This is a genomic window from Coleofasciculus sp. E2-BRE-01 (genome assembly GCF_040221695.1).
Lineage (GTDB): Bacteria > Cyanobacteriota > Cyanobacteriia > Cyanobacteriales > Coleofasciculaceae > Coleofasciculus.
The window spans coordinates 1-24,777 of sequence record NZ_JAVKEA010000178.1 but is presented as its reverse complement, the minus strand read 5'-3'; the positions used below and the strand labels follow the sequence as shown (position 1 = coordinate 24,777).

Annotated in this window: 24 protein-coding genes and 1 pseudogene; 10 read left to right on the top strand and 15 right to left on the bottom strand. The window is 44.1% G+C overall.

Annotated elements, in window-relative coordinates; genetic code table 11:
• Nucleotides 1–94 precede the first annotated feature (94 nt).
• Nucleotides 95–631, bottom strand: coding sequence for a P-loop NTPase family protein (locus RIG66_RS21860; RefSeq protein WP_446380836.1), 537 nt, complete (start codon nucleotides 629–631; stop codon nucleotides 95–97).
• 19 nt (nucleotides 632–650) lie between these two features.
• Here RIG66_RS21860 and RIG66_RS21855 point away from each other — a divergent pair, with 19 nt between their 5' ends.
• The 4 genes from RIG66_RS21855 to rph all read left to right on the top strand — a co-directional run bounded on the left by RIG66_RS21855 (nucleotide 651) and on the right by rph (nucleotide 2,677).
• Nucleotides 651–938, top strand: a complete 288-nt coding sequence (locus RIG66_RS21855) for a hypothetical protein (protein WP_446380835.1) — start codon at nucleotides 651–653, stop codon at nucleotides 936–938.
• Nucleotides 939–951: 13 nt separating this feature from the next.
• Nucleotides 952–1,107, top strand: a complete 156-nt coding sequence (locus tag RIG66_RS21850; RefSeq protein ID WP_446380834.1) for a hypothetical protein — start codon at nucleotides 952–954, stop codon at nucleotides 1,105–1,107.
• 95 nt (nucleotides 1,108–1,202) lie between these two features.
• Nucleotides 1,203–1,799, top strand: coding sequence for an adenylate kinase (locus RIG66_RS21845; protein WP_446380833.1), 597 nt, complete (start codon nucleotides 1,203–1,205; stop codon nucleotides 1,797–1,799).
• 161 nt (nucleotides 1,800–1,960) lie between these two features.
• On the top strand, nucleotides 1,961–2,677 hold the full coding sequence (rph, locus tag RIG66_RS21840) for a ribonuclease PH (RefSeq protein WP_446380832.1): 717 nt from the start codon (nucleotides 1,961–1,963) through the stop codon (nucleotides 2,675–2,677).
• Between the two features lie 369 nt (nucleotides 2,678–3,046).
• Here rph and RIG66_RS21835 read toward each other — a convergent pair whose 3' ends face one another.
• Nucleotides 3,047–4,261, bottom strand: coding sequence for a glycosyltransferase (locus tag RIG66_RS21835; protein WP_446380831.1), 1,215 nt, complete (start codon nucleotides 4,259–4,261; stop codon nucleotides 3,047–3,049).
• Nucleotides 4,262–4,839: 578 nt separating this feature from the next.
• Nucleotides 4,840–6,780: pseudogene (locus RIG66_RS21830) on the bottom strand (KGGVGR-motif variant AAA ATPase); the annotation flags it as partial.
• A gap of 542 nt (nucleotides 6,781–7,322) precedes the next feature.
• Between RIG66_RS21830 and bchB the strand changes: the two are divergent.
• The gene (gene bchB, locus RIG66_RS21825) at nucleotides 7,323–8,849 is read left to right on the top strand and encodes a ferredoxin:protochlorophyllide reductase (ATP-dependent) subunit B (RefSeq protein WP_446380830.1); all 1,527 of its coding nucleotides are present in this window, start codon (nucleotides 7,323–7,325) and stop codon (nucleotides 8,847–8,849) included.
• Nucleotides 8,850–8,958: 109 nt separating this feature from the next.
• Here the strand turns inward: bchB and RIG66_RS21820 are convergent, their stop codons facing one another.
• The 3 genes from RIG66_RS21820 to RIG66_RS21810 all read right to left on the bottom strand — a co-directional run bounded on the left by RIG66_RS21820 (nucleotide 8,959) and on the right by RIG66_RS21810 (nucleotide 11,068).
• Nucleotides 8,959–9,582 (bottom strand): DUF4276 family protein, encoded by a 624-nt coding sequence (locus RIG66_RS21820; RefSeq protein WP_446380829.1) that lies wholly within the window; start codon nucleotides 9,580–9,582, stop codon nucleotides 8,959–8,961.
• A complete protein-coding gene (locus tag RIG66_RS21815) occupies nucleotides 9,579–10,733 on the bottom strand; it encodes an AAA family ATPase (RefSeq protein ID WP_446380828.1) in 1,155 nt (384 codons plus the stop codon). The genes RIG66_RS21820 and RIG66_RS21815 overlap by 4 nt, the downstream gene beginning before the upstream one ends.
• A gap of 161 nt (nucleotides 10,734–10,894) precedes the next feature.
• The gene (locus RIG66_RS21810; protein WP_446380827.1) at nucleotides 10,895–11,068 is read right to left on the bottom strand and encodes a hypothetical protein; all 174 of its coding nucleotides are present in this window, start codon (nucleotides 11,066–11,068) and stop codon (nucleotides 10,895–10,897) included.
• A 187-nt stretch (nucleotides 11,069–11,255) separates the two neighbouring features.
• Here RIG66_RS21810 and RIG66_RS21805 point away from each other — a divergent pair, with 187 nt between their 5' ends.
• The 3 genes from RIG66_RS21805 (at nucleotide 11,256) to RIG66_RS21795 (ending at nucleotide 12,842) form a co-directional block, all read left to right on the top strand.
• On the top strand, nucleotides 11,256–11,486 hold the full coding sequence (locus tag RIG66_RS21805; RefSeq protein ID WP_446380826.1) for a ribbon-helix-helix domain-containing protein: 231 nt from the start codon (nucleotides 11,256–11,258) through the stop codon (nucleotides 11,484–11,486).
• Nucleotides 11,487–11,495: 9 nt separating this feature from the next.
• Nucleotides 11,496–12,179 (top strand): hypothetical protein, encoded by a 684-nt coding sequence (locus RIG66_RS21800; RefSeq protein WP_446380825.1) that lies wholly within the window; start codon nucleotides 11,496–11,498, stop codon nucleotides 12,177–12,179.
• Nucleotides 12,180–12,302: 123 nt separating this feature from the next.
• Nucleotides 12,303–12,842, top strand: a complete 540-nt coding sequence (locus RIG66_RS21795; RefSeq protein ID WP_446380824.1) for a UPF0175 family protein — start codon at nucleotides 12,303–12,305, stop codon at nucleotides 12,840–12,842.
• 156 nt (nucleotides 12,843–12,998) lie between these two features.
• Here the strand turns inward: RIG66_RS21795 and RIG66_RS21790 are convergent, their stop codons facing one another.
• From RIG66_RS21790 to RIG66_RS21780, 3 genes are all read right to left on the bottom strand, one after another.
• Complete coding sequence (locus RIG66_RS21790; RefSeq protein WP_446380823.1) at nucleotides 12,999–13,625, bottom strand: type I restriction endonuclease; 627 nt, start codon at nucleotides 13,623–13,625, stop codon at nucleotides 12,999–13,001.
• A gap of 637 nt (nucleotides 13,626–14,262) precedes the next feature.
• Nucleotides 14,263–16,209 carry an Hsp70 family protein gene (locus RIG66_RS21785; protein ID WP_446380858.1) on the bottom strand — a complete coding sequence of 649 codons (1,947 nt, stop codon included), beginning with the start codon at nucleotides 16,207–16,209 and terminating at the stop codon, nucleotides 14,263–14,265.
• A 106-nt stretch (nucleotides 16,210–16,315) separates the two neighbouring features.
• A complete protein-coding gene (locus RIG66_RS21780; protein ID WP_446380822.1) occupies nucleotides 16,316–17,215 on the bottom strand; it encodes a hypothetical protein in 900 nt (299 codons plus the stop codon).
• Nucleotides 17,216–17,522: 307 nt separating this feature from the next.
• On the opposite strand from RIG66_RS21780, the gene RIG66_RS21775 reads away from it, so the two are divergent.
• The gene (locus tag RIG66_RS21775) at nucleotides 17,523–18,707 is read left to right on the top strand and encodes an RRXRR domain-containing protein (RefSeq protein ID WP_446380821.1); all 1,185 of its coding nucleotides are present in this window, start codon (nucleotides 17,523–17,525) and stop codon (nucleotides 18,705–18,707) included.
• A 90-nt stretch (nucleotides 18,708–18,797) separates the two neighbouring features.
• Here RIG66_RS21775 and RIG66_RS21770 read toward each other — a convergent pair whose 3' ends face one another.
• From RIG66_RS21770 to RIG66_RS21760, 3 genes are all read right to left on the bottom strand, one after another.
• Nucleotides 18,798–19,547, bottom strand: a complete 750-nt coding sequence (locus RIG66_RS21770; protein ID WP_446380820.1) for a PEP-CTERM sorting domain-containing protein — start codon at nucleotides 19,545–19,547, stop codon at nucleotides 18,798–18,800.
• 315 nt (nucleotides 19,548–19,862) lie between these two features.
• Nucleotides 19,863–19,937 (bottom strand): PEP-CTERM sorting domain-containing protein, encoded by a 75-nt coding sequence (locus RIG66_RS21765; protein ID WP_446380857.1) that lies wholly within the window; start codon nucleotides 19,935–19,937, stop codon nucleotides 19,863–19,865.
• A gap of 450 nt (nucleotides 19,938–20,387) precedes the next feature.
• Entirely contained in the window at nucleotides 20,388–20,777 is a 390-nt protein-coding gene (locus RIG66_RS21760; protein WP_446380819.1) for a hypothetical protein, read from the bottom strand.
• Nucleotides 20,778–20,953: 176 nt separating this feature from the next.
• Here RIG66_RS21760 and purB point away from each other — a divergent pair, with 176 nt between their 5' ends.
• Complete coding sequence (gene purB / locus RIG66_RS21755; RefSeq protein WP_446380818.1) at nucleotides 20,954–22,249, top strand: adenylosuccinate lyase; 1,296 nt, start codon at nucleotides 20,954–20,956, stop codon at nucleotides 22,247–22,249.
• Nucleotides 22,250–22,404: 155 nt separating this feature from the next.
• On the opposite strand, the gene RIG66_RS21750 is transcribed toward purB, so the two are convergent.
• From RIG66_RS21750 to RIG66_RS21740, 3 genes are all read right to left on the bottom strand, one after another.
• Nucleotides 22,405–23,133 carry a hypothetical protein gene (locus RIG66_RS21750; protein ID WP_446380817.1) on the bottom strand — a complete coding sequence of 243 codons (729 nt, stop codon included), beginning with the start codon at nucleotides 23,131–23,133 and terminating at the stop codon, nucleotides 22,405–22,407.
• Nucleotides 23,133–24,314, bottom strand: a complete 1,182-nt coding sequence (locus RIG66_RS21745) for an AAA family ATPase (RefSeq protein ID WP_446380816.1) — start codon at nucleotides 24,312–24,314, stop codon at nucleotides 23,133–23,135. Before RIG66_RS21745 ends, RIG66_RS21750 begins: the two co-directional genes overlap by 1 nt.
• A 174-nt stretch (nucleotides 24,315–24,488) precedes the next feature.
• A partial coding sequence (locus RIG66_RS21740; RefSeq protein ID WP_446380815.1) for a transposase occupies nucleotides 24,489–24,777 on the bottom strand: 289 nt, incomplete at its 5' end.

The following is a 24,777-nucleotide window of genomic DNA, read 5'->3' as shown; positions in this document are numbered from 1 at the left end:
ACAGAGGGGTTCAATTTTTCCCTACACCCCACACCCCACACCCCACACCCTGCCTACTATTCAAGTAACTTGTCACCGCTTCAGCTTATAGCGGCTAAGGCTGATGACTGCGACGAATTTCTGTAATTTGGTCAGCCACCTCCAAAAGTTCTGGGGGCATATCGGGTCCTGTGAGAATAATATCCACGGAACTAGGGCGACTTTCCAGAAACCTCAATACTTCACTGAGGGGGATTAAGCCGTAGTTGATCGCTAAACTCAATTCATCAAGGACAACGACAGAGTATTTCCCCTCATACACGACCTGCTGAGTATGATGCCACAACTGCTTGAGTGAACTATGTTCTGCCTCATCTAACTCTGGGGTATCAATATATCGCGGTAAGTCACAGCGAATCCATTCTAAATACTGTCCTAACCGAATTGGATGCTGGTGTCCTTGACCAATACCCCCTTTGAGAAACTGAACCACCAGCACTGGTGTCCCCTGTCCAGCTATTCTCAAGCCTTGAGCTATCACATTGGTAAAAAAGCTGCGCTGGGAACTGGTAAAGACTTGTACCAACCCTTCTAGCGTGTAGGTCAAGGGATGGGTTGAATTAAGGGTAGGAGTTTCTAACTGGGAAACCATAGTCAACTATTAAAGAGCAATGAATCTAATGGACACAGCTCAAGCCTTCCTCGATCAGTGTCTATTGGTCGCTTTAGACAGCTTTTTGGCAGAATTCGCTTTTAACCATGTTGGAGCGATCGCCCAAAGCCGCTATTCCACCGAATCCTTTTGGGCTGGGAATTCTAGCCATTTACAACTTAAATCAAATCCAACACGTCCTCCCTTTTGCCCGATTCCTACCTACATTGTCACTGTATCACAAAACTCACAAGTACCTCAAGGAACCGTAACTAGAAATTTAATCGATGCAGCGAACAAGATATAGCGTATTTTTTTCAGTGGCATCCCTAATCAAACACCATATCTACAAGTCCGTCAAGAGTGAGTTCCGTAGGGAAGATGAAGGAGATGAGGAAGATAGAGAAGAGGAGGGAGATGGGGAAAAATACCTTAATCTGGAGAATGTTCATCCACGGGGATTCGTGGCAAAATGACGGTCAGTAGTGTCAAAACCTGCCCAGATGCAAAGGATTTGTGCAACATTTGTCATGAAAGACTTGTCCAGGCTAGGAACAGAGGAGCTATTATCGTGAGACTGGTGATTCTGGGAGGTCCAGGTTCAGGGAAAAGCACACAGGCGCGACAGTTGTGTCGCCATCTCGGTATGGTAGAAATTTCCAGTGGTAACATTTTGCGTCGTGCGATCGCATCTCAAACTGACTTAGGTCGTAAGGCGCAGCCCTACGTCGAGAAGGGAGAATTAGTCCCAGATGAAATCCTGATCGAATTCATGCGCCAGCACCTGATGCAACCCGACACGGCGAAAGGGTGGGTGTTGGAGGGGTATCCCCGTACCGCGTTCCAAGCCGAGGAATTGGATTTTCTGCTGGAGGACTTAAATCAGCAGCTAGATTGGGCAATTTACTTAACCGTACCCGAATCCGTGATGATGACTCGTTCCGTGGAGCGATCCCAAAACCAAGCTCAAGATAGCAGCACATCAACCAAGTCTCGTCTGGATGACCATCCCAAAATTGTCCCGCGCCGCATCGAGTTATTCCACGAGCGCACGGTTCCCATCCTGGAGTACTATGACTATCGTCAAAAGCTGTTGACGATAAACGGTGACCAACCGCCAGAGCAAGTTCAGCAGAATATCTTGCACAAACTTGAACTGGACGATTAAAATTTTTTGAATCGGAAATAAGGAGGTTGGTGGAAATAAACCTAACACCCGACAAGTTATGTCAATAGTCCTCAAACCCTTACATAAACAAATGACGAATGACGAATGACGAATGACAATCCCCACCGTTAACTTTAATTGTTCACACCTACTTAACTACCATGTCTTGGCAACGTCCTGATCATCGCCAACCCAACCAACTCCGTCCCATCAGTTTTGTACGCGGATTCACTAAGTTTGCACCAGCTTCTGTATTGACCAAGTGCGGTGATACCCAGGTGTTGTGTAATGTCACCATTCAGCCGGGAATCCCTCGATTTCTGGAAGGAACAGGTAGTGGTTGGTTAACCGCCGAGTATCGGATGCTTCCCGGCGCCACACCCCAACGCCAAACCCGGGAATTACTCAAACTATCGGGTCGAACTCAAGAGATTCAACGATTGATTGGACGCAGTTTAAGAGCGGCTGTAGATTTAACCGCATTAGGAGAACGCACCGTTTTTGTGGATGCGGATGTGCTGCAAGCTGATGCAGGAACCCGCACCGCTTCGATTACTGGGGGATACGTCGCCCTGGCTGAGGCGTTAGATAAATTAGTCCAAGCTGGAGAATTAGAGCGATCGCCAATCCGTCACCAAATCGCGGCAGTTTCGGTGGGATTGTTGGCGGGTGAGCCGTTTTTGGATTTGAAGTACGAAGAAGATGTCGCCGCACAAACGGATTTCAATATTGTCATGAACGACGAATTAAATATTATTGAAATTCAGGGAACGGCGGAAGAAGAAAGCTTTAGTCGGACTCAGCTTAATCAGTTAATTGATATGGCAGAAATAGGAATCCAGGAGTTATTAGACGCTCAACGTCACGCCCTGAGCTAATGCGAATTAAAACTTCTTGTAGTGGACTGACACAGCTAAAATCGTGGGATAGATTAGGTTCGTAGTAGGGGCTTTAGCCCCTAATCGTATAAGTTTTCTGGGTATAAGGCTAATCCACTAAATTAGGTGTGCCAAGCCAGTAGTGGGCTGACACAGCTAAAATTGTGGAATAGATTTGACGTTTAACCCTGAATTTCGACAGGCTCAATTGCCGCGAAGTCGAAGGGTTAAACCGGGCGCAAGCCTTGCGCCCCTACAATTCTAATCCACCAAATAAGGTGTGCCACGCCACTAGAGTGACCCAGCTAAAATTGTGGAATAACTATTACCATTAAATCGGGCGCAAAGCTTTGCGCCCCTACAATTGACTTATAACGTATTAGCTTGTTCGATCCACTGGATATGCTGCACTAATAATTGAGATAAATCATAACGATCCAGAATCGTTTTTCGCGCTTGAACTCGCAGCGCCGCCATCCCGTTAGGATGATTCAGCACTTCTTCCACCCGTTCAGCAATGGCTTGGGGCGAAAAAAAGTCGGCTAATAAACCATTCACCCCATCCTGAATGACTTCAGTTACAGGTGCAGTGTTCGACGCCACCACTAAACACGCTGTTGATAAAGCTTCTAACATTGACCAGGATAAAACAAACGGACGGGTTAAATAAATATGAACCGTAGAGGCTTGTAACACTTGCAGATAATCGGGATAGGGAAGTAACCCGGTAAAATGAACGCGGTTAAGATCCAGGGGAAATTTTTCTAGCATGGCATCCTTATAGGTTTTGCCATCCGGAAGCGATTTTCCATAAGCAACACGATTTTCCCCAACGATAACTGCATGGCAATTGGGGCGTTTTTCTTGCAGTAAGGCAATGGTTTCTATTAACTGGGGAAAGCCGCGATAGGGTTCCATCCCTCTAGCGACATAAGTGATAAGTTCCTCGACGTGAGATAGGTCTAAATTTAACCGAGGGAGGACTAATTTGTGTCCCGGTTTCGGTTGAAAAAAGTTGGTGTCAATGCCATCATGGTGTACCGTAATTTTATCCCGATACTCTGGGGGGAACTGTTGCTGCTGCCAATGGGTGGGAGAAAGTCCGCGATCGCAAGTGTACAAATCAATCAGAATCGGCGCATTTTTGATCCGAATCCGGGCTTCATCGTCGGCGTTGAGGGGTTCTGCTGGCTCGAAGTCAGCGTCTGAACCATGAGCGTGATAAAACCACTCAAAATAGCATAACAATTTCGCCTTGGGGAAACTGTCTTTGATAAAGAACGTCGGACCCCAACCGGAATGACCGTAAACCACATCGGGAATAAACCCTTGGGCTTTGAATTGTTCACACAGGCGATAAACCGCTTGCCCTTGTAGCACCGCATTTTCCAAGGGGCGGACGTAGTGATGGGTTTCTGGACGGGCTTGGCGGGACGGTGCATAGATAGCTTTGGCAACACCAGGTAATTGACCTTCTTTGCGGGTTGTGCCAAAGACAACCTGGTGACGCGGGTCTTGCGCCAAGCTAACGGCGAGGTGGCGGAATTGGGCGGGAAAGTTGGAATGCAAAAATAAGATTCGCATTAGGTGATGGTTCGTAGTCTGGGATACAGTTTTTCTCTTGTGGACTTTTTCCTGGATAACTGGGGAATCTCTTGATCCATTATCACAGATCGGGGATTCGTTCAGAGTCTAGTCTGTCGGTGATAATTAAAACTTTTCTTAGGAGTGGATTTAGATGAGAGATTTGTTGCTTTACAGAACGTTACGGTCAAAAAAACGGTGAGAATAATTCTTAATTAGCAACGATTTTGCGTTGGTTCAACGATTTGGTAGGATTTAAAATTGTGGCTTAGTGTATCTATTTTAAACAAATCCGGCTCACCAAACGTATCGCGCTATTTTTGCAATAGAGAAGAGATCGGTGAAAACCCCCGCTACATCGATGTTTCAGTGATTGGCATCCATGTACGGCGGCTAAAAAATCGCGCAAAGCCGCCCGGTGAGGCAGTTTTGATTTTTTGGTTGGGGGAACTTCAGTTTAAAGGCACACAAGTTGAGAGGTCAGTTAGAGGGTTTATGGGCTTGTTGGGTCGAGTATGATGGCGGTTACTACACTGCACCTTGGCAAATCATCTCGAAACCGTAGACATAGATATCGGCAATTTTATAGCGTTTCTCATTGCTTGGTGTCTTACCTCACAAACTTCAGGAAAATCTTCATCTAAATCATCATAGAGAAACCAAAGGGTTTCAGATTCACTTTTAGCTTGTTCATCAATAAGATCTATTGCATCTTTGACGATAAGCCGTAAACTTGAATCACTAGACAAACGAATCAAACTTTGAGTATACTCATATTGCCATCTGTCTCCGGGTAAATCCCTGAAAATTGCTTTCAAGTCATTAAAATTTGCACCTTTTTTACCTCGAGGAAACTTAAAATACTTTTCTTTAAATAATCTAAGCAGTAAATAAGCTCTCCAAAAAGCTTCCCATGATCCTTCTTCCCTCTGTAATTCTTTCTGAATCGTTTTGAATTCATCGCGAGATGGGCGGCTATCATGAAATCTACCATGACCGGAAAAGCAAACTGTATTATCTAACCGACCATGAGCTAGTTTTTGAGCAACACTTTTATGTTTAAGTAGAAGCCAATACAGAGCAGTTTTATCCGTTCCTTTCCGACCCTTGTTCAGACAATTCATATCATCTAAAAATCGTTCAAAATCAGTAGTGCGCTGAAACAGGAGACTCAGTTCTTGCTTGGGATCAGCAGCGTTGACTTCAGGAAATTCAAGACTTTCAATAATTTCCCAGCGATGCTCTGCGCCAGTTAAAATGCTTTTTCGTTTAAGCTTATCAGTTTCCTCATCAATTAGATTAGCGATGCGAGTATAATAATCTACCAACGCTGGTACAGGATAGCTATCAGCCAAAGCAATTGGCGAAAGGTAGGGAACTACTAGCGGTTCGGCTAGTTCAGGCTGAGATTCATCTAAATCTGAGTCACTATCACTCGTTTCGTCTTCATTTGTTTCATCATTGATATCCCTGGCATTCTTGATATTTTTATGCAAATTATTCCCAATTTTCCTGACTTTAGACATACCCGTTTCTGTTACATCAGGTACTGGGGTAAAAACAAAATTTATCGATATATTTTTTAGTGCCTGAATTGATTGGAGCAGCAGTTCAATTCCCTGTCGATTTTGTTCATTAGGAAATAGAAATATAATCACCTCGTCAGCCGCTTGTAGCAATGATAAAGCTCCCCATTGATTAATTCCAGTTCGCGAATCGACCAGGATAATGTCAGGTTGCAACTGGTCTTTAATTTCATGAGTGAAAACCGACCAAAGACTTTCTCCCGAGTCTACAACGGTAATAGCTCGCAGATCATCAACCTTAGAAACATAATCTAGGTTGAGATAACCAGCGGGAACGACGAATAATCTGCCTGTGGCATTAGGTATTCTAACTTCGCCAAATATTTTAGCAACTGAAATACTAGGTTCCACTCCCTCTGGTAAGTAGGAACGCTCATAAAAATAGTCAACAATTCCATACTCCGGTTGCGGATTTAGGTTGAATGCTGTACTTAAACCTGGTGCCTCTAGATCTAAATCAACAGCAACAACTTTGCGACCGCGCATCGCCAGAATCCAGGCAACATGAGTTAATGCAGTCGTTCGACCTACTCCTCCTTTAAAAGAATAAAACGTCACTGTCCGAGGCACACGAGGTTCGCGTTGAGCAGGTTGAGGATAATTTTGCGGATTAGCTGCCTGTAGCGCTAAATCTTGCCAGGTGTATACCAAAGATCCATTAACAACCTGTGGACGTGAAAGATTAAGTGATTCGGCTTCTTGAGGCGTATACAGGGATAAAAAACCAGGAGACAAAGGAACCTTTAATTGGTGCAGGAAACTTAGCACCTGCTCCTTTCGCTGAGGTATAGATAAATCGGCAAAGTGCTCACTCACGATAGTCAGATTCAATAAACCTGACGTGGAAATATTCACATCAACCCATTCCTGTGGACTTGACACATAGTGGTTGGTAATTTCCTGCTTGAGGTTTCCTTGCCACGTCTCCTGCATTTTTTATCCTCCTTAAAGCTGAGTGGCTTGTTTATTTAACCACTGGCTGAGACGCTGATATGCTTCTAACCAGCGCTTGTAGCTTGTCTCATCAGGCTCACTGCAATATTTCAGTATCGGTATGGCGCTCCATGAATGCAGCTTGGTAATCTTCCATTCTTCGTAAAAACATGATTCGTGTCTTATCGATATTATGGACGACTTTAGGGACTCAATGTACGGTTCTCGTCACAGACTGGATGTAACCAGATTGGGTAGGAAGGGGGTCATTGGCAGTTAAGGACTTGAACGTTGAGGAATTTCGCGAAAGTTTAAGAATGATTGCAATAAACAACAGTAAAGTTGTTTTATCGGGAGGCTGAATTCCAGTCACTAAAGGGGTTTGGGCGATTTACCTGCCTAGAAAATCAGTGTTAATACCTACTCACGAAATGCGAAAAGTCTGAGACAATCAGAAACGACCTCAACCATAAACTTACCGATAACACTGCCCATTCGTCCTCAATCGGGCTTTGTGCAACTAATACAAGGGAGAAACTCGTATGAAATTAGCTTACTGGATGTATGCAGGTCCGGCTCACATTGGCACTCTCCGCGTTGCCAGTTCGTTTAAGAATGTCCACGCGATCATGCATGCACCACTGGGCGATGATTATTTTAACGTGATGCGATCGATGCTGGAACGGGAGCGAGATTACACCCCAGTAACCGCCAGTATCGTTGACCGACACGTTTTAGCACGGGGTTCTCAGGAAAAAGTGGTGGACAATATCATCCGCAAGGATAAGGAAGTTACCCCGGATCTGATTGTATTGACCCCCACCTGCACCTCCAGCATTCTCCAAGAAGATTTGGCTAACTTCGTGGAACGCGCCGAACTTGAAGCCAACAGCGATGTGATGCTGGCAGATGTGAACCACTATCGGGTCAATGAACTACAAGCCGCCGATCGCACTTTAGAACAAATTGTCCAGTTTTACCTGAAGAAGGCGAACAAAAAAGGAGAATTACCCGAAGGGAAGACAGAAAAGCCTTCGGTGAACATCATTGGCATTTCCACCCTCGGCTTCCACAACCAGCACGACTGCACCGAATTGAAGCGGTTAATGGCTGATTTGGGGATTGAAGTAAACGAGGTGATCCCAGAAGGTGCTTCGGTTCACAATCTGAAGAATTTGCCTCGCGCTTGGTTTAATTTAGTGCCTTATCGGGAAATCGGTATGATGGCGGCGCGTTATCTGGAAGCCGAGTTCGATATGCCTTATGTGGATATCACGCCGATGGGTGTAGTGGAAACAGCGCGGTGTATCCGTAAGATGCAGCAGGTACTCAACCAGCAAGGCGCTGATGTTGATTACGAAGAGTATATTAACAATCAGACGCTGTATGTGTCCCAAGCCGCTTGGTTCTCCCGTTCCATTGACTGTCAGAATTTGACTGGGAAGAAAGCCGTTGTCTTTGGCGACAATACCCACGCCGCCGCGATGACCAAGATTTTGGCACGGGAGATGGGGATTCATGTGGTGTTAGCGGGAACGTACTGCAAGTACGACGCGGACTGGTTCAAGGAACAGGTAAGCGAGTACTGTGACGAGATCCTAATTAGTGATGATAACGGCAAAATTGGCGATGCGATCGCGCGGATTGAACCGTCTGCTATTTTTGGCACTCAGATGGAACGCCATGTGGGTAAGCGGTTAGATATTCCCTGTGGTGTGATTGCTGCACCGATTCACATCCAAGACTTCCCCATTGGTTATAAACCATTCATGGGTTACGAGGGGACAAATCAAATGGCTGATTTAGTGTACAATTCCTTTACCTTGGGAATGGAAGATCACCTGTTGGAAATCTTCGGTGGTCATGATACCAAGGAAGTGATTACTAAAGGGATTTCCGCTGATTCTGACTTGAATTGGAATAAAGAAGCGCAAACTGAATTGAATAAGGTTCCAGGTTTCGTGCGCGGTAAAGTGAAGCGGAATACAGAGAAGTTTGCGCGGGAGCGAGGGTTTAGTGAAATTACTCTTGAGGTGATGTACGCCGCCAAGGAATCTGTAGGCGCGTAAGATCTACCTACCGGCTTTAAGCCCAGACACCTAAATCTGTAGAGACGTTGCATGCAACGTCTCTACAGTTGTCGAGGCAGGTTTTTCTAGACATTAAGAGTAATTGCTGTTACGGGATTGCATCTCCTCCAGACAAAGATAAAATTGTATTGATAAACGCCTTTAATTCGGAACAAGCTTCAATAGCATCCATCAGATCGTTTTGCTCTAAAATTTTTTTGGCATCACGCGCTTTATTATAACTTCGAGAACTTTTCCCTAATTCAAAGATTTCTTTAATTCGCTGGGAAGGCGGATTATCATGATTAACTTTCTCAGGATTGCCACTGGGAGCCGACTTATTATGTTTAGCCAGTTTCTGAATGGTTGACCAAAACGGTAAAACCCAAGCTTCAAATTCATAGGACGCAGCATGGGGATAAAAATTGGGGTTATTTCCAACCCATCCCCTCATTTTTTTCTTAGCATCTTCTGCATCTTCAAAATCTCTAATTCCTTTGGTATCTGTATAAACGTCTGTCAGTGCAATGACAGCATCATAAGCATCTTTACCAGTCAGGAGTTTTTCAACCTGACGTTTGAGTTTATTTCCTTTAGGAATACGACCACCCGCTCCAGATGTGACAAACTTTAGTTTGGGCATCTGTTGGGGTAAATACCGCTTGAGGAACTCGATTAGGATAGGCTTAAACGCTTTTTCAGTTGATCCTTCAACTAAAATTGCAATCTTCATGGACGCCCTCCCATTAGGTTCATCGCCCATAGTTGGTCTAAACTATACTCTTCCAGCCACTTTTCTAAATCCAGAGAATCTGCCCACGTTAGAGTAGTTAATCCATCTTCGGCGTCACACACCAATACTTCCTTCGGTTCAAGAAATCCGATGAGTCTATCTGAATGCGTTGTCACGATCAGTTGAGTTCGTTGAGCAGCTTCTCGCATGACATGAGCTAACAATTGGAGCAACTCTGGATGTAAACTAACTTCGGGTTCATCAATCAGAGTTACAGCCGTTAAATCTCGGCTTTGTAAGAGTGTCACTAACCACAAAAAGCGCAATACTCCCTCAGATAATTGGTGCATATAGAGGGGTTCTGAAAAATTTTTATCTTTCCATGTCATTGCCAAAGTACCTGCTGCTACTGGCGGAAAACTCAATCGTTCAAAATCGGGAAAGGCAGCAGAAAGAGTATCTTCTACGATTTCAAATCGATCGGGATCGGTTTCTCGTAGATAATAAAGGCAGGAGACTAAATCTTCTCCATTGGCTCCAGGTAACGTGGCTGGACGCAGGGATTGAGGCAAACGAACGGGACTTTTAGGAGCAACATTTAATTCCCAGGATCGGTAAAAACTACAGGAGGCTAATCGCTTTCGCAATGTCTCCGGTTGTTGATACATTTTAGGAACCTGAGACAGGGATGTTTCTAAGGGATTATGTTCCCAATTTGGTCGCAATAATCCACGTTCCTGTGGCGTGGAATATTTGACATCTAAGCCACTTGAATCAATGTAATTGAAGGCTTGTGGGGCATGAGGATCACGCTGTTGAGTCAACGTTTCTAGACCAATTTCATAGAACTGACCTTTGAGATTTATTTTGAGGTTGTAGTTTAGGGGGAGTTCATCTGGAACAGACATGGACAAGGCGATAGCTAAACTATCCCTCTGGTTACGTGTCACAATATCACGAAGACCACCTAATTCGGAAATAGTGGATTGTAGTTGACCGTTTGCTGACGCGGCTAGGAGTGAAAATATTTCCAAAAAAGATGTTTTGCCTACTCCATTGGCACCAATCATCACCGTTAGAGGGCGCATATCCACTTGTACAGAAAACAAGCGACGGTATCCTTCGATGGTTATGTGTTCAAATGAGTTCATATCTGGATTTATTGCACTTGTTTATATTTACTGGAATGATTAGACTAATCGCATCATATTCCTATTTAATCTGAATGTCATGCATATTAAGATAAACAGCCTTGGGTTCAAACCCAAGGAACCCAAAGCTAAAGTCAGCTAAAGCTGACTGAATAAAAGTTTTAGTCGATTGGGTCAAAGATAATGGTCAATCGCGCAGTCGGAATGAGTTGTCGCAGAATTCGCACATGACCATCCGCATCAGACCAGCGGCGATATCGACCCATAACGACTCGTTGGAAATTTGGCAGCAGATTAACCACAATCCAAGGCTTGAGACGGTCTTGATATAGCATAATGAAATTATCTCCTATGTAAGTGGGAGCCAGAGCCAGTCCGATGCTTTTCCAGGGCGCGGGACTGGCTTCTGACTTTGAACGTTTCGCGTTCATTTTAAGAATATCACAAAAATAAATAACCTTATATTGTAGCGTACTTGGGGCTTTTTTTGTAGCTAATTTGTAGCTAACGCCCTATTTACGAGTGCAGACCTATAAGATTAAAAGCGATAATGAACGTCAACTGTTGGTAGTGAGCAAACGTATTCACGTTACAATTCCCGACTATATTTATGAAACTTTAGAGCAATGGGCAGACAACCAAGGCAGACCCAGAGCGAGTTTAGCTGCCTTTTTGATTGAGGTAGCTGTATTAGAAGCTCAAAAAACCGGACAGATACCACCTAAGCGAGAAAAACCAGATAAAGGCAGATAAGGATGATTTATGTCAACTCAGCGCGAATGGATAACTAACAGTCGCATCCCCTGGTTTTTGGGTCGAGTGTTGTGCTGTGTGAGTTTGGGACTGACTATTGCTTGTCAAGCAGAACCTCCCTCTGGGGTGGATTCTCCGGTAACGTCTGCGGAATCTGTCGTTTCCTCTAGTTCTACTGAACCAGCTACTCAGACTAACTCATCGTCAACGGATAGCCCAACACCCTATAAAAACGAGTCTTTGGGTATTCGCTTCGAGTATCCAGAGGGGTTTGTTGTTGATGATACAAATGAACAGTCCGATACTGAGTCTGAAATGTGGCGGGGAACCGTAGAGGTGTGGACACAGGCGGACTATCAGGCGATGCAGACGAATGATTTTGAGGGTACGGAATTGCCAGCCAACGTTAGCCTTTGGGTTTATGAAAATCCCGATCGCCTCTCGTTACAAGACTGGGTAGAAAGCCGTTCTGACTATTTTGTATCCCCCCAGAACTATAAAGAGCAACAGGTAGCCAATCAAGACGCGATCGCATTCCAATCTACCGGGTTGTACGAGTTTGATAATATCGTGCTTCCCAGTGGCGATGGTCAAGATATGATTGTGATTAGTCTGGCTAAAGGAACTGGCAATGAGGCGGCGTATCAACAGGCGTTTGAGCGAATTCAGGGGACATTGCAACTCTTGCAGTAGTAGGATTGTGTCCTGTGGGTTCGATGTATGTCCAACTTGTAGGTTGGGCCCTTGGAACGAAACCCAACAAGCGCGGGTTAGCGTGAACATTATGTTAAAGACAAAATAGTTGCTACAGAAAAGATGATGACTCAGCAGATTGTGATTAACGTGCCAGAATCAGTATTGCAGGCTGAAAACACTAATAAAGATGCATTTGCTCGTGAACTGTGCCTCTTAGCAGCGGTTAAATTATATGAATTGGGTCGCTTTTCATCGAGTCGAGCAGCAGAATTGGCTGGAATGTCGCGGGTTGAGTTTCTGATGAATCTGGGACGCTACTATGATGTTCCTGTTCCTGATGACTATCCCTGGTTGCAAATCGTTGAACCACAATTTATCCCACCTGAATTAACCACTTTGGATTTAGGGAGAGGTGAGCTTGCAGCTTTGGCAATGGCTCTAGAAACCCCTAATCGCATTGTGTTGTTAGATGATGGATTAGCACGACGCACGGCTCAAGCTTCCGGCTTAACTGTTTGGGGAACACTCAGGGTTTTATTGGAAGCAAAATCCCAAGGCTTAACTGAGATCATTACATCACTGGTTGATCAACTCCAAGACTCAGGCATGTGGCTCTCAGAGGATATTCGTAATCGAATTCTGAATCTAGCAGGTGAGTGAAGTGATAACACTTGATTCGCTCAAGGTATAGTACTGTTTCTGGCTGCATCACCTCCAGTAAATACCTCAAAAAGACTTTGATCTGACCATTGTTTTGGTATACGAATAACTGCCAGTAGGGTGCGTTATGCTAGCGTAACACACCAACTCACTCATTCACCCCCCTAATTGACTCAGACGCTTGATAATTTTCAAAACGCTGTAGAGTTCATTCCCTCGATTGTCAATCACAAACTCATCCGATAACGCATACTTCGGCGTTTTTTCTCGAACTAACTTGACAAACCTAAAATTGACGCCATTGGTAATCATACCAAACGTGGGGGTTTCTGGGTTAGGGTCAGCTAGCATATAAGTCAGAATTTGGGCTAACCCTTCTTCGATAGAGAAAGCCGTTTGCTTGGATTCGATAACCGTAACCCAGAAATTTTGTTTCAGAACCAGGATATCAATTCTACCTTCGATAATAACACTCTCATCCTCTGCTCGAATCTCCAGGAATTTTTCCGCTTTGATGTGAAATGGAGACAGATATAAACCCGCAATAAATAAAATCGGACTGACAATTGTTAATTTAACAACATTTTCTAACAACGGCGGATATTCGACTAAATTAAAATATCCCTCCTGCACCCGATCAAGTTCTTGTTTCTCTATATCCGTTACTTCAGGGAGATTAGTTTGCCATTCCCCAAAAAACTGGTCATCCCGAATGCGCTGAAGACCAAAGTTGTCAATTAGGTAGCGTAAATCTATTCTTTGGGCTTTTAGAGTTTCAACCATAAGACTTCATTTGTGATCACGTTGAGTAATAGCCGATAGCTGTCATAAGATATCATGTAGAGACTAATCTGGCACATCTGACTAGCAAATTTCACCTCAATCCTTGTTCACGCAAGATTTGGAGTGTGAGGCTATATAATAGCTTAGCGTTATTGGTCAAGATATTTGTAGGGGCGACCCGCCGTACAAAATCAACATAACCCATCCATCAATTTTATCGGGTCGCCCTGCATTAAGTATCAGTAATTATCTGACACGGCGTACATTGAGACCAGGGCGAGTCGATACAACTTAATCTTCACACCGCTATATTTGAACAGCGACTCGCCCCTACAACCTTTGCCATCCCTATCATCTCTATGACGAATTCAAAACCTGTAAAATCTATTTTACCATCGTAGGGGCGCACAGACGTGCGCCCGGAAAACCTATCAAATTTATTTTCAGCTATGGTTAATCAGGGCGGGTTTTGTTGTTCCGTTATCGTAGGAGGGCGGGTTTTGTTGTTCCGTTATCGGTGAGGAGGGCGGGTTTTGTTGTTCCGTTATCGGTGACTATCTAATTGAATCCCTAAACCCGCCCCTACAAATTTTTCCTAAACTCCAACGAATGCGTGATTATTATTTCCTAGGATTCTCTACTGAATTAAAATTACTGCTTCTTGCGCCTTCGCATTGAGCGCTTTCTTCAACTCTCGCCCCACCTTATTAATCAACTCATCAAACGCCTCCTGATTCTCAATCAGTTGTTCTCGAAACACCTTCTCTAACTCCGGCTTCATTTGCTCGCACGTCGAGTTAATCTTATTATCATTCAACAAAAATTGACGACTCCAACTGGGAATATCTAACTTTGTCTTAATCGCTTCCTGGGTTTTGCTGCGTGTGATTTCCACGCCAGCCGCCAGTACCGAAATCCCATAAATAACTAATAGGGGCCAAGCCAAATGCCCAGTTAGAATCAAGGCAATAATTCCCCCAACCGTTCCTCCACCAATCACGAGATTCACAATTAATAAAACCGTATCCGCCAAGATAGCATCGCCCACGGAGATTTCGGGGTTAACCACATCCGGATCAATCCCTTCCTCAAATCGTAAACTACTTCGGGGTATCTGATATCTTTGACAAATTGGATCAGTTTCTACTGATAATTCGGGTTGAATCTTGCTGTTAAACCAAGTAATTGATTGATTTTTGACAATCTGTCGGGCGGATTCAGTGCCATTATTCCCCATAACATCCTGTTTAATCCACGCCTCCGCCTTCTGCTTCATCCGAGTTTCCAAGTCACCTAATGTCCGGATTTTATTCATGCGCCAGTCTTGTAAACTGGGTTTAACCGCGTTGTCAATTAACCCCTGGGATAGCGGTTTAATCAGCAGTTCAATTAACTCAGGAATATGGCGTTCAATAATCGATTTGAGTTTCTCAGAATCAAACCGTTGATCCACTTCTTTTTTAAACGCTTCCGCCCGTAAATCCCACCGTCCGACTCGTGCTAATCCTAGAGCGATACACCGTTCCGGTTCAGGATCTGGACGCACCTGGGTGGCAGGTTCGGGGAAAATTTCCTCACAAATCTGACGGGTAAATTGCATCCGTGATGCACCCCCTGTCATTAATATAACTTTTGGAGTTATTCCTTGTTTCGCTAGAGTTTCTTTTGCCTCTATGACTGACTCTCGAAAGGATTCAATCCAACTTTTTCCCTCTAATTCCGTTAACGGTTGGTTTAATATCTCCGTCATGACGGTTTTATTGACTTGGGGGATAAAATAAATCTGTTCATTAATCGATTCAAAGCCACGGGCAAAGGATTGGGGATGGCTGTAGAGTGGTTCGTTAGAAAAATAATCTTCTTTGGCTTTCCGGCTAGCCAAGAGACAACGGGATTTATGATGGGGATATTCCTCAAACACCCATTTTAATAAGGCGGTATCTTCATAGTTCGCCACGGTTCGCTCAAAAATTGCTCGGTCAATCAGGAATGCACCTAGGGTATTACTGCCAAAATCCAGGGGAATTTCATGTAAACTCTTGACTAAAGTAAAATCAGTTGTAGACGAGCCAATATCAATAATCAGTACCGCCGATTTGAGCTTATCATAGTCCAACTTCCCCGCTTCCTTTGCCTGCATAAATGCCGCCCGTGATTCGGGAACCACGCTGAGGCGGGGAATTCCAGCGGCTTTACAGATGGTTTGGTAATCATTGCGATCGCGCTTTGACCAGCCGGATGGACAACCGACGAAAAAATGACTCTTTTCTTCCCCTTCCAGTTGTTTGCTTTTTTGCAAAAGTCTGTAGTAGGTTTCTAGAAAATGACGAATAGTCTTACGGTAATCTAGATCCGTATTCGGTTTTTGTTTAAAGGCAATATCCAGTTGAGTTACACCCACTTGAATTAAAGCCTGTTCCCCCACCAAATAACCCAGATCCGGATGCCAGCCTAAGGCTGTAATTTGCACTTTCTTATTATTCACCTCCAGCATTTCTGGCGGATCAATGCTCTCCACGAACGCCTTAGCTACGGCTGTTTCACCATGCCCTAAATCAAATCCAATGGTCTCTAAAACGTGCATATTATCTGGAATAATAGGAGATAATGGGGACGTGTTTAGGGTTGAAATACTTTCGTTGTGTTCAGAGTTGGTCAAGGAAACTACATCAGTCATAATTAATTATTTATTAACGTCTCGGTTCAATTACCCGTCCCCGCCGCAATAAGCGATCGCCTTTCACTAAAGCGGGCGCAATTGTAATATACTCTTTAGCGTTGGGGTTGATATTTGGCTCAAAGTCAAAATACTCCCGGTGACTCTTGACATCATCCGGTTGATAGAGTTTGGCTTCAATCCCCTGCTCAACCAAAATTTGGGGTATAAGTTTAGTCAGTTCTAGCGCCATCTGGGGCTTTTCTAGAAATGATGCGCCTATCAACCGTTGTAGCAGATTTAATAGTTCGGGTTGTTCCTCAATTGCATTCGCCTCGACGGTTTTCTTCCCATCTTGGGCTTGAGCAACAGCTAAATCAATGGTGTTGAGCGCCTCGGCTATATTGTCTAACAAGACTTGACTATCGATTCGTAGGGTAAGCTGAGAGGCGGTTGATTCAGGTGTGTCTGTAGGGTTTTCTAGAGAACTTTTATCCAGTTGAGAGACAACCTCAAGCCCAACCAACAACGCCATCAGCAAAATATCTAACCACACTCCGGGCGCATCAGAACTTAAGTTGAACAGCGAATCCAAGATACCGATACAGAGAAGTCCCTGAAGAACTTTGAGAATAAGGCGTTTGGGAGACAACTGTCTCTTTGGTTTAGCCTCTGACTCCGATTCTGGGGGGGTAACCCGCATCGGGTTGGTTGGATTCGCCGCCGTTAGCGTCGCCACAGACTGGCGCAGCGCATCCAGGAAAAAAGCCGCCAGACGCACTTGAGAGACACTCAGTCCCCCAATGTAACTGCTTTCCAGAGTATTGAGTTGGTTTTGCACCAACATCACCACCTGTTCTGGATTCGTGGTTTTATCGATCGCGCCTTGCAGTTCCTGCCGTTGTTTGCTAAAAAGCGTTAGTAATGTGGTCATCGCCTATTGTGAGACTATGGCACTGCTTCTAAGTGATACTCTAAAGCAGTTCTTCGTTGTGTGGAATACTCTCCTAAGCTTATCGTTCATGAACCCTAACCTACTTCGTTGAGGTTAGGGATTGGCAGAGGGAACCTGCCAGGAAGTCATGAATAGGGCATGAGTTGGTAAGGGATAACCACTTCCAAGCACTTCTCTAGCTTGGCTTAAATGTAGGTTCAGGAATCTCTGAGAACTGGGTAAGTCCAGGACACACCCTTACCAATGCCTTAAGAGACGTAAACATTTACACGAGTGGATTATATCTATGAATCGTGTTCCAGTAGTTAGTAAAGAAGGAAAACCTTTAATGCCCACCAAACCATCCAGGGCTAGACGGTGGGTCAAGGAAGGTAAGGCAGTGGGGAAGTGGTCAGACCTTGGCGTCTATTACGTCCAGCTCACCACACCACCATCGGCTGAGGACGTGCAACCAATCGCGGTAGGAGTCGATCCGGGTAAGTCCTACTCCGGTGTCGGTGTCCAGTCGGCTAAATGTACCCTGCTACAACTGCATCTTATCCTTCCGTTTGGGCGGGTCAAAAAACGGATGGAAACCCGTGCCATGTTGCGACGGTCACGGCGATCTCGGCGGATTAACCGAGATGTCCCATTCAATCAACGCAACCATCGGCAATGCAGGTTTGACAATCGCAAAGGTCACAAAATACCCCCATCCATCAAAGCTTCTCGACAGTTGGAGTTACGGATAGTCAAAGAATTGGCGGCTATCTTCCCGGTGGCGGCGATTGGGTATGAGAGGGTCAGAGCCGACATAGACTTTTCCCAACGTAAGCGTGCCAAGTCGGGTAAGGGGTTCTCTCCGGTCATGGTGGGTCAGGATTGGGCAATATCCCAGATGGAAAAAATCGCCCTTCGACAAGCTCAGGGTATCACCCCTGTCTATATCCGGCACGGCTGGCAAAAGGATGGGAATGGTACATCTCAGCTCCGAACCCAACTAGGGTTAGAGAAGGATAGGGCGAACAAGTCCATAGCCAAACCGGAAACCCACGCGGTTGATGGGGTGACACTGGCTTGTGGGTATTTTGTCAAATATGTCCCGTTTACTGGCTCTAACTCCCACGGTTACACCCACAAGGGTAACGTTACCGTGACCCCTTCCCCATTTAAAATCATCACCCGTCCTGGCGCGGTGAAGCGGGGGAAAGAGTATGGCTTTTTCCGCCGCCAATTACATTTTGAAGTCCCGGATAAGTCGGGGGTCAGAAAGCGTAAGGGTGGGACGATTACCCCCTTTGGAGTGAGGATTGGTGATTTGGTTAGAGCCGAAAAAGCTAGGAAAGTTTACATTGGCTACGTCAGCGGGTTTACCGATACCAAAAAGACCAAAAATATTTCCGTTTGCGACTACACCTGGAAGCGTATCGGGCAATTTGCTCCTAGTAAAGTTGAGTTAATCAGGAGAAATAATGGCTTATGCGTAGCGTAAAAAAAGTTGGATGCCTCCATTCTTCCGGCATCCCGCTATCCCTCCTCGCCCTACGAGAGTTGAGGGCGAGGATTCCCGCGATTTTGTTGACTAACGCCGCCGTGACTGTTGTTTCTTGAACAAAGCGCCAAATCCCAATGCCAACCCTGATCCCAGAATCGTCAGGGGTTCAGGTACTGCATCATAAGCGTGGTTATCGCTTTCAAAGGCGAGGGTTTCATCCTCACCCCGTTGAGTCAGCACGACTTTATCAAACCATTGATCTGATCCCTCAGCCGAGAAATTCATGTAAGGATTGTTAGACTCCTCCGTTTGATTATCTCCCCCAGCGCCGGGACCCACTCCCAAACTGACAAAATCATCGGGTGTAAACTGGGCTAAACGTGTATCGCCCCGGAAAAATTCAATTTGGTTACTCGAATCCATGGAACCCCAGTGCATACCCCAATAGTTGGAGGGTTTAGGTAACTGAATTGAGACTTGGTTTGTGCCTACATCATCCTGAGAATTTGTTGGCAGTGATAGGTAAGCTGACGTGTTATTTTGAGTCAGACTGGAAAAGGGAACCGCCCCTGTTGTTTCTACAAGTTCACCACCATTGTTGATGACTAATGCGTCGTTTGGAGAGTAGGTTGCTCCTTTTTGATTAACAGCACCAACCTCTGTAAAGTCAAGGTCAGGCGCATCATTGAAGTCGATAACCACAGCACCGGGTCTACTGGTAGTCAGTCCCTCACTTCCGGCTGGGCTACCTTTAAGTTCACCGCCCGTTGTAATTGTAAAACCACTGAGAGAAATAACCCCTATCATAGCCGTTGCTGTAGCAGCTACGGTAGCCATGATTGATGCATCCTTATTCATTGTCATAGGTTTATCAAGCTCATCTAGTCTTTATAAAGAGAACTTTATTTGTTCCTCTAGGTAGATGTTAATTTAATGAAGCTTGCTTTTAGGTGAAGCTTCCGTGAAGATAGCCGAATTAATAGCAGGGTTTATATAAAGATTCGGTAAAAGGAGAATTACTGGGCGAAGTCGGAGTCGGAAGAAAACTCTGATGTTGATCAATCCGTTGCAGGAATCCACGCAAAATTATAGAGACGTACCATGGTACGTTTCTACACAGAAGTAAAGGTTATGAGATAAGGAGTGAATTAACTAACGCCGCCGTGACTGTTGTTTTTTGAAGATAGCGCCAAATCCTAAAGCCAAGCCGGAACCTAGAATGGTCAGAGGTTCGGAAACTGGACGATAAGCGTGGTTGTCGCTTTCATGACTAAGGCATTTCCTGGAGAGTACATAGCGCCATTTTGAGCGACTTGATCGACTGTTGTAAACGGAGAGGCAACAGCATCATTAAAATCGATAACTTATGAGTTGATTTCATAATTTTATTAATCTTCTCCAATTTTTTGTGAAATTGATGTAGATGCTACCCCTCTAGATAGATATTAATCTGATAAAACTTTACATTTATAAAGTTTTGGTAAAGATTTAGTCGGAAAACTCAGTATTTATATAAAGTTTTCATGAAGACGCAACAAACTTTATGAAGATTTCACACCACTTCCAGACGTTCCACCGGAACGTCTCTACCACCACAAGACTCCCGACAGCCAACCCTAATTAGCACAAGCAAAATCCCCGACTTCTCAGGGAAATCGGGGATCTTGTCCTTTGGACTTAAGGAACAACTACAGAATCACGACGCTTATCAGAATGGCGGATACGCCTCATCACCCAGAACCACCCTCCTCGCAGGAAACCCGCCATCGTTTGCGGGGAAAGACTTGCCCAGACATTAATCCCCACACAGATACACGCTAACCCTAATAAGATGAACGTGGGCGCCATCACCACCCCAATCATCAACCATGTCCAAACATGGAGAACCATCACCCCAGCCGGAATATAAGCAAGTACAGTAGCTAACCGCACCTGACGTTGAGAGCGCTGGAGTCCCGTCAAAATCATCGTCTGCAACGTAAGCAGTAAGTTAAGGGGAACTAACCCCCCACAAATCGCCACACAATGGGCGCGGGAGAATTCAAGTATGGAAGTGAGATCAAACATGGAAATATTGCAATAGGTACTTTTGCTAGTTTATCCTGCAAGTCCTAACGATACCTGTCCAGAAAGGCGGACTTATATCACCCAATTACAAAGCTTTTACAATCCAACCGCTAAAAAAATGGAATAAACCAAAGCACAGTTGTACAATATGACGGTTGTATTGGGCAATACAGGCATTGATCGAGCGCTATACCTTGCCTGAAATGGGCGAACTCTGGACGGATACCTATAAGTTCAAAACCTGGCTACAGGTGGAAATTGCGGTTTGTGAGGCAAAAGCGGAATTTGGTGAAATTCCGGCGGATGCGGTTGCGGAAATTAAAGCGAAGGCAAATTTTGACGTTGATCGCATCTTGGAAATTGAGGCGGAAGTCCGTCATGATATGATCGCATTCCTGACGAATGTGAATGAGTATGTGGGGGATGTGGGGCGCTACATCCACCTGGGATTAACCAGTTCTGATGTTTTAGATACGGCGTTGGCATTACAACTGGTTGCCAGTCTGAATTTAATTGTGGAATGCTTGGAGCAACTGATTCAAGCGATTCGCTATCAGGCGCAACAACATCGATACACGGTGATGATTGGGCGATCGCACGGGATTCATGCAGAACCGATTACCTTTGGCTTTAAGCTAGCTGGATGGTTGGCGGAAATTCTGCGACACCGCGATCGCTTGGTGAATTTGCGTCAACATATTTCTGTGGGTAAGATTTCTGGTGCAGTGGGAACCTACGCCAATACTGACCCCCGTGTGGAAGCGATCGCCTGTCAGAAGCTGGGACTTGATCCAGATATGGCATCAACTCAGGTTATTTCGCGCGATCGTCATGGTGAGTTTGTCCAGCAGTTCGCCCTGTTAGGGGCGTCTCTGGAACGCTTTGCAGTAGAAATTCGTAACTTACAACGCACCGATGTCTTAGAAGTGGAGGAATTCTTTGCCAAAGGACAAAAAGGTTCTTCTGCCATGCCTCATAAGCGTAACCCGATTCGGTCTGAACGCCTAAGCGGGATGGCGCGGATTCTTCGGGGTCATGCGATCGCGGCATTGGAGAATATGGCACTATGGCACGAACGGGATATTTCTCACTCCTCTGTGGAACGGATTATCCTGCCCGACACTTGCATTTTGACCCACTTTATGCTTCATGAAATGACCCATTTAGTCAAACACCTATTGGTGTACCCGGAAAACATGAAGCGGAATCTGAATCGGTATGGGGGTGTCATCTTTAGTCAACGAGTCATGTTAACTCTCGTGGAAAAGGGAACCAGTCGAGAAGACGCCTACAGTATTGTCCAGTCTTGCGCTCATCAGGCATGGAATCAACCGGGGGGAAATTTCCGGGAACTCATCGCCCAAGATGATCGTGTTCAAAGTCAGCTAACACCGGATGAAATTGAGGACTGTTTTAATCCCCAACATCATTTTCGCCATCTCGACGAGATTTATCAACGTTTAGGCATTTAAGAAAGCGAATGGTGTATGTTAGTTCAGGACACCTTAAAAAGTTGGCAATAACTCTTAGAAATGTCACCTTTAGTCCTCGTGTAGGGGCGACCCGCTTGCACCAATTAACAACTGTATCCACTCAATTTGATCGGGTCGCCCTTTACTCAAATCAGTCAATAATCCTGCTGAGGTAATCCAAGATTATCCAATACTTCATCTAATCTGTCTTTAAATGCTGTAAGACTAGGCATATCTATAATTTTGCTAATATCTAGGTTGCCTTGATCAATCTCATCATTCAGTAACTCTCTTGTTGCTGGTTCACCTAGATGTTCCTCTAACTGTTTTTTCAAGGAGTTAGGTGAATCATCATTACCTGACTCATTTTCAAGTCGCTGGCAATTTTGATAATGCTCACGCAAGGCACACAAAATCCAAGCTTCAGACTTGGGTTTGGGAATCATTGGAACACCATTTACAAGTTGTTCAGCTTCAAAGCCATTCAACACAGATTGATGTTTATCTTGCCATTCTCCTCTATCAGAACTTGCCGTACCGTCTGCATCTCTAAACAAAACTGGTATGACTATTGTCTCAAGCTTACTACTCTCTTCCTTAGCTAATAAAGCTAAAGCTCTGGCATTTTTATAGAAATACCCTGTTTCTTTCTTGTGCTTTTTTCCTTTTCTAGAAAGAGGCTTTAGCCTAGTTTTAGCGATATCGGCTAATTTCTTTTTGGAAACAATTTTATAACACTTTATATCAATTAAGGAGTAATCGCTACGTCGCATGATCCAACGATCAATAAATTTAGTCATTGATCCAATTTTATCCTCCTGAGTGCCTATGTCAGATGATTCTTCTCCACTTAATAATAAGAACATCGCCAAAATCCATGACATTACTTTGTTTGTTTTAGGCTATTGATTTCTTGGTCAAGTTGAGTTAATAAGGTATCCTCATAAACTTCTCCTGGACACATAACCGTTAATTTCTCTCGCATAGAAGGAATATCAAAGAGTCGCACAGCTTGTGTCGAGCCATTTTGCGTTTTGTATAGGTAAATTACACCGGCAGTGGCAATATCATCTTCGAGATAATTCAAAATCATTGGACTATGAGTTGTGACTAGCACTTGTGGAGGAGATTCAACTAAGCTATCAACGAGAAACTCAATAAGTTCCGGATTAATACCATTCTCTATTTCATCAAGCAACAAAAAACTTTGCTCTTTAGACAGTTGCGCCAAAATTGCCAGCATACGCAAAAACCCATCAGCTACATGGCGTGCTTCTGTCTTTAATAGAGTCTTTTTAAATTCCTCTTCAACTAGAAGTCTTTTCCAGCCAAAACGCAGTTTTTCTACATCAATTTTTTTGATTGTTGGATAAACTTTAGTCATTCTTTGTTTAATATCGTCTCGTTTGGCTTCCCCTATTTCATAGAGAAAGGCTGAAAGACGTTCACCACCCAATCCTAAACTATTCGTTGCCTCTCGTGTCCGCTGTCTTAACAACTCAGGAACCAAAAGATCTAATGCATTTATTTCTGAAAAAAACTTCTTTAGTTCAAGGGTTTGTGTGGTTAATTGAGATTCTTTAATCTGTGATAGTAATGAGCCTTGATAATCAAATGTGATAGTTCCAGATAATTTGTTCTCTCGCTCTTGCTTAGTCAAAGCCCAGATATTATATTTTCCATCTTCTACTTTTAGGATTAAATTTTTATTCCAATCTATCCGTTCAGCAGTACAACGCAATGTTGTCCGGTTAAAGCTGGCAGACCATTTAATCTCAAAGCCTTCATTATGTAGAAGAAAAGCTTCAAAATCAATATTATTTTTGCGAGTTAATTTTGAATTAATATCAGAGGGTTCCCACTGCCGTTTTTTTAACCAATCGTCTACATCGCCTTTAACCTGTTGAGATAAAAAATCAAAGAATTGTAATACTGTTGATTTACCTGAACCATTCAGTCCAACTAAACAGTTGAATTTGGCTAAAGGCAAATCAAAATCAACGAGTGATTTAAAGTTATCAACCCTTAGGTTGGTAATTCTCATATTCATGTCTTTTTCTGACATTATAGAGGCGATTCAGTTCATTTTAGACAACCGAATAAAACAACTAATTTTGCTGAAAAATCACATAAAACTGCGTAGATTTTCCACCTTATACTTAACCTGAATGGTACTTAGTTAGGGCTTGCTGAATAAGTCGGAGAAAAATAACCGATGGACTAATTAGTTGTTTAACTGTTAAGCAATATAAATATTTCCGGCTTTATTTCCTCTTAATGATAAGGTTTGATCATAATTAAAGCCTGAAAAATACTTGATTGTGAAAAGAAACAAAAAAAGACAAAAAACCTGCCTGAGCAGGGCAGACAGATTCATGACGAGGAAAGTAATAGCAATGGCTGTTTCTGAAGTATGTGGCAGTCTAGCCATGACTCGATTCAGGCTAAATCTACGTTTAGAAACTCCAAATTTTCCCTCAATAGTATTACGAATTCTCTCGTCTTCTAATGCTTGCTTCTTTTTTTCG

What these genes read in the sequence shown, in the direction of transcription:
- RIG66_RS21810 (WP_446380827.1), bottom strand. Translation starts at nt 11,068, where the DNA reads ATGCTATATCAAGACCGTCTCAAGCCTTGGATTGTGGTTAATCTGCTG.
- RIG66_RS21745 (WP_446380816.1), bottom strand. Translation starts at nt 24,314, where the DNA reads ATGTCAGAAAAAGACATGAATATGAGAATTACCAACCTAAGGGTTGAT.
- RIG66_RS21790 (WP_446380823.1), bottom strand. Translation starts at nt 13,625, where the DNA reads ATGGTTGAAACTCTAAAAGCCCAAAGAATAGATTTACGCTACCTAATT.
- RIG66_RS21795 (WP_446380824.1), top strand. Translation starts at nt 12,303, where the DNA reads ATGATGACTCAGCAGATTGTGATTAACGTGCCAGAATCAGTATTGCAG.
- bchB (WP_446380830.1), top strand. Translation starts at nt 7,323, where the DNA reads ATGAAATTAGCTTACTGGATGTATGCAGGTCCGGCTCACATTGGCACT.
- RIG66_RS21820 (WP_446380829.1), bottom strand. Translation starts at nt 9,582, where the DNA reads ATGAAGATTGCAATTTTAGTTGAAGGATCAACTGAAAAAGCGTTTAAG.
- RIG66_RS21800 (WP_446380825.1), top strand. Translation starts at nt 11,496, where the DNA reads ATGTCAACTCAGCGCGAATGGATAACTAACAGTCGCATCCCCTGGTTT.
- RIG66_RS21860 (WP_446380836.1), bottom strand. Translation starts at nt 631, where the DNA reads ATGGTTTCCCAGTTAGAAACTCCTACCCTTAATTCAACCCATCCCTTG.
- RIG66_RS21780 (WP_446380822.1), bottom strand. Translation starts at nt 17,215, where the DNA reads ATGACCACATTACTAACGCTTTTTAGCAAACAACGGCAGGAACTGCAA.
- RIG66_RS21770 (WP_446380820.1), bottom strand. Translation starts at nt 19,547, where the DNA reads ATGGCTACCGTAGCTGCTACAGCAACGGCTATGATAGGGGTTATTTCT.
- RIG66_RS21750 (WP_446380817.1), bottom strand. Translation starts at nt 23,133, where the DNA reads ATGTCATGGATTTTGGCGATGTTCTTATTATTAAGTGGAGAAGAATCA.
- RIG66_RS21775 (WP_446380821.1), top strand. Translation starts at nt 17,523, where the DNA reads ATGAATCGTGTTCCAGTAGTTAGTAAAGAAGGAAAACCTTTAATGCCC.
- RIG66_RS21855 (WP_446380835.1), top strand. Translation starts at nt 651, where the DNA reads ATGAATCTAATGGACACAGCTCAAGCCTTCCTCGATCAGTGTCTATTG.
- RIG66_RS21835 (WP_446380831.1), bottom strand. Translation starts at nt 4,261, where the DNA reads ATGCGAATCTTATTTTTGCATTCCAACTTTCCCGCCCAATTCCGCCAC.
- RIG66_RS21760 (WP_446380819.1), bottom strand. Translation starts at nt 20,777, where the DNA reads ATGTTTGATCTCACTTCCATACTTGAATTCTCCCGCGCCCATTGTGTG.
- rph (WP_446380832.1), top strand. Translation starts at nt 1,961, where the DNA reads ATGTCTTGGCAACGTCCTGATCATCGCCAACCCAACCAACTCCGTCCC.
- RIG66_RS21785 (WP_446380858.1), bottom strand. Translation starts at nt 16,209, where the DNA reads ATGCACGTTTTAGAGACCATTGGATTTGATTTAGGGCATGGTGAAACA.
- RIG66_RS21815 (WP_446380828.1), bottom strand. Translation starts at nt 10,733, where the DNA reads ATGAACTCATTTGAACACATAACCATCGAAGGATACCGTCGCTTGTTT.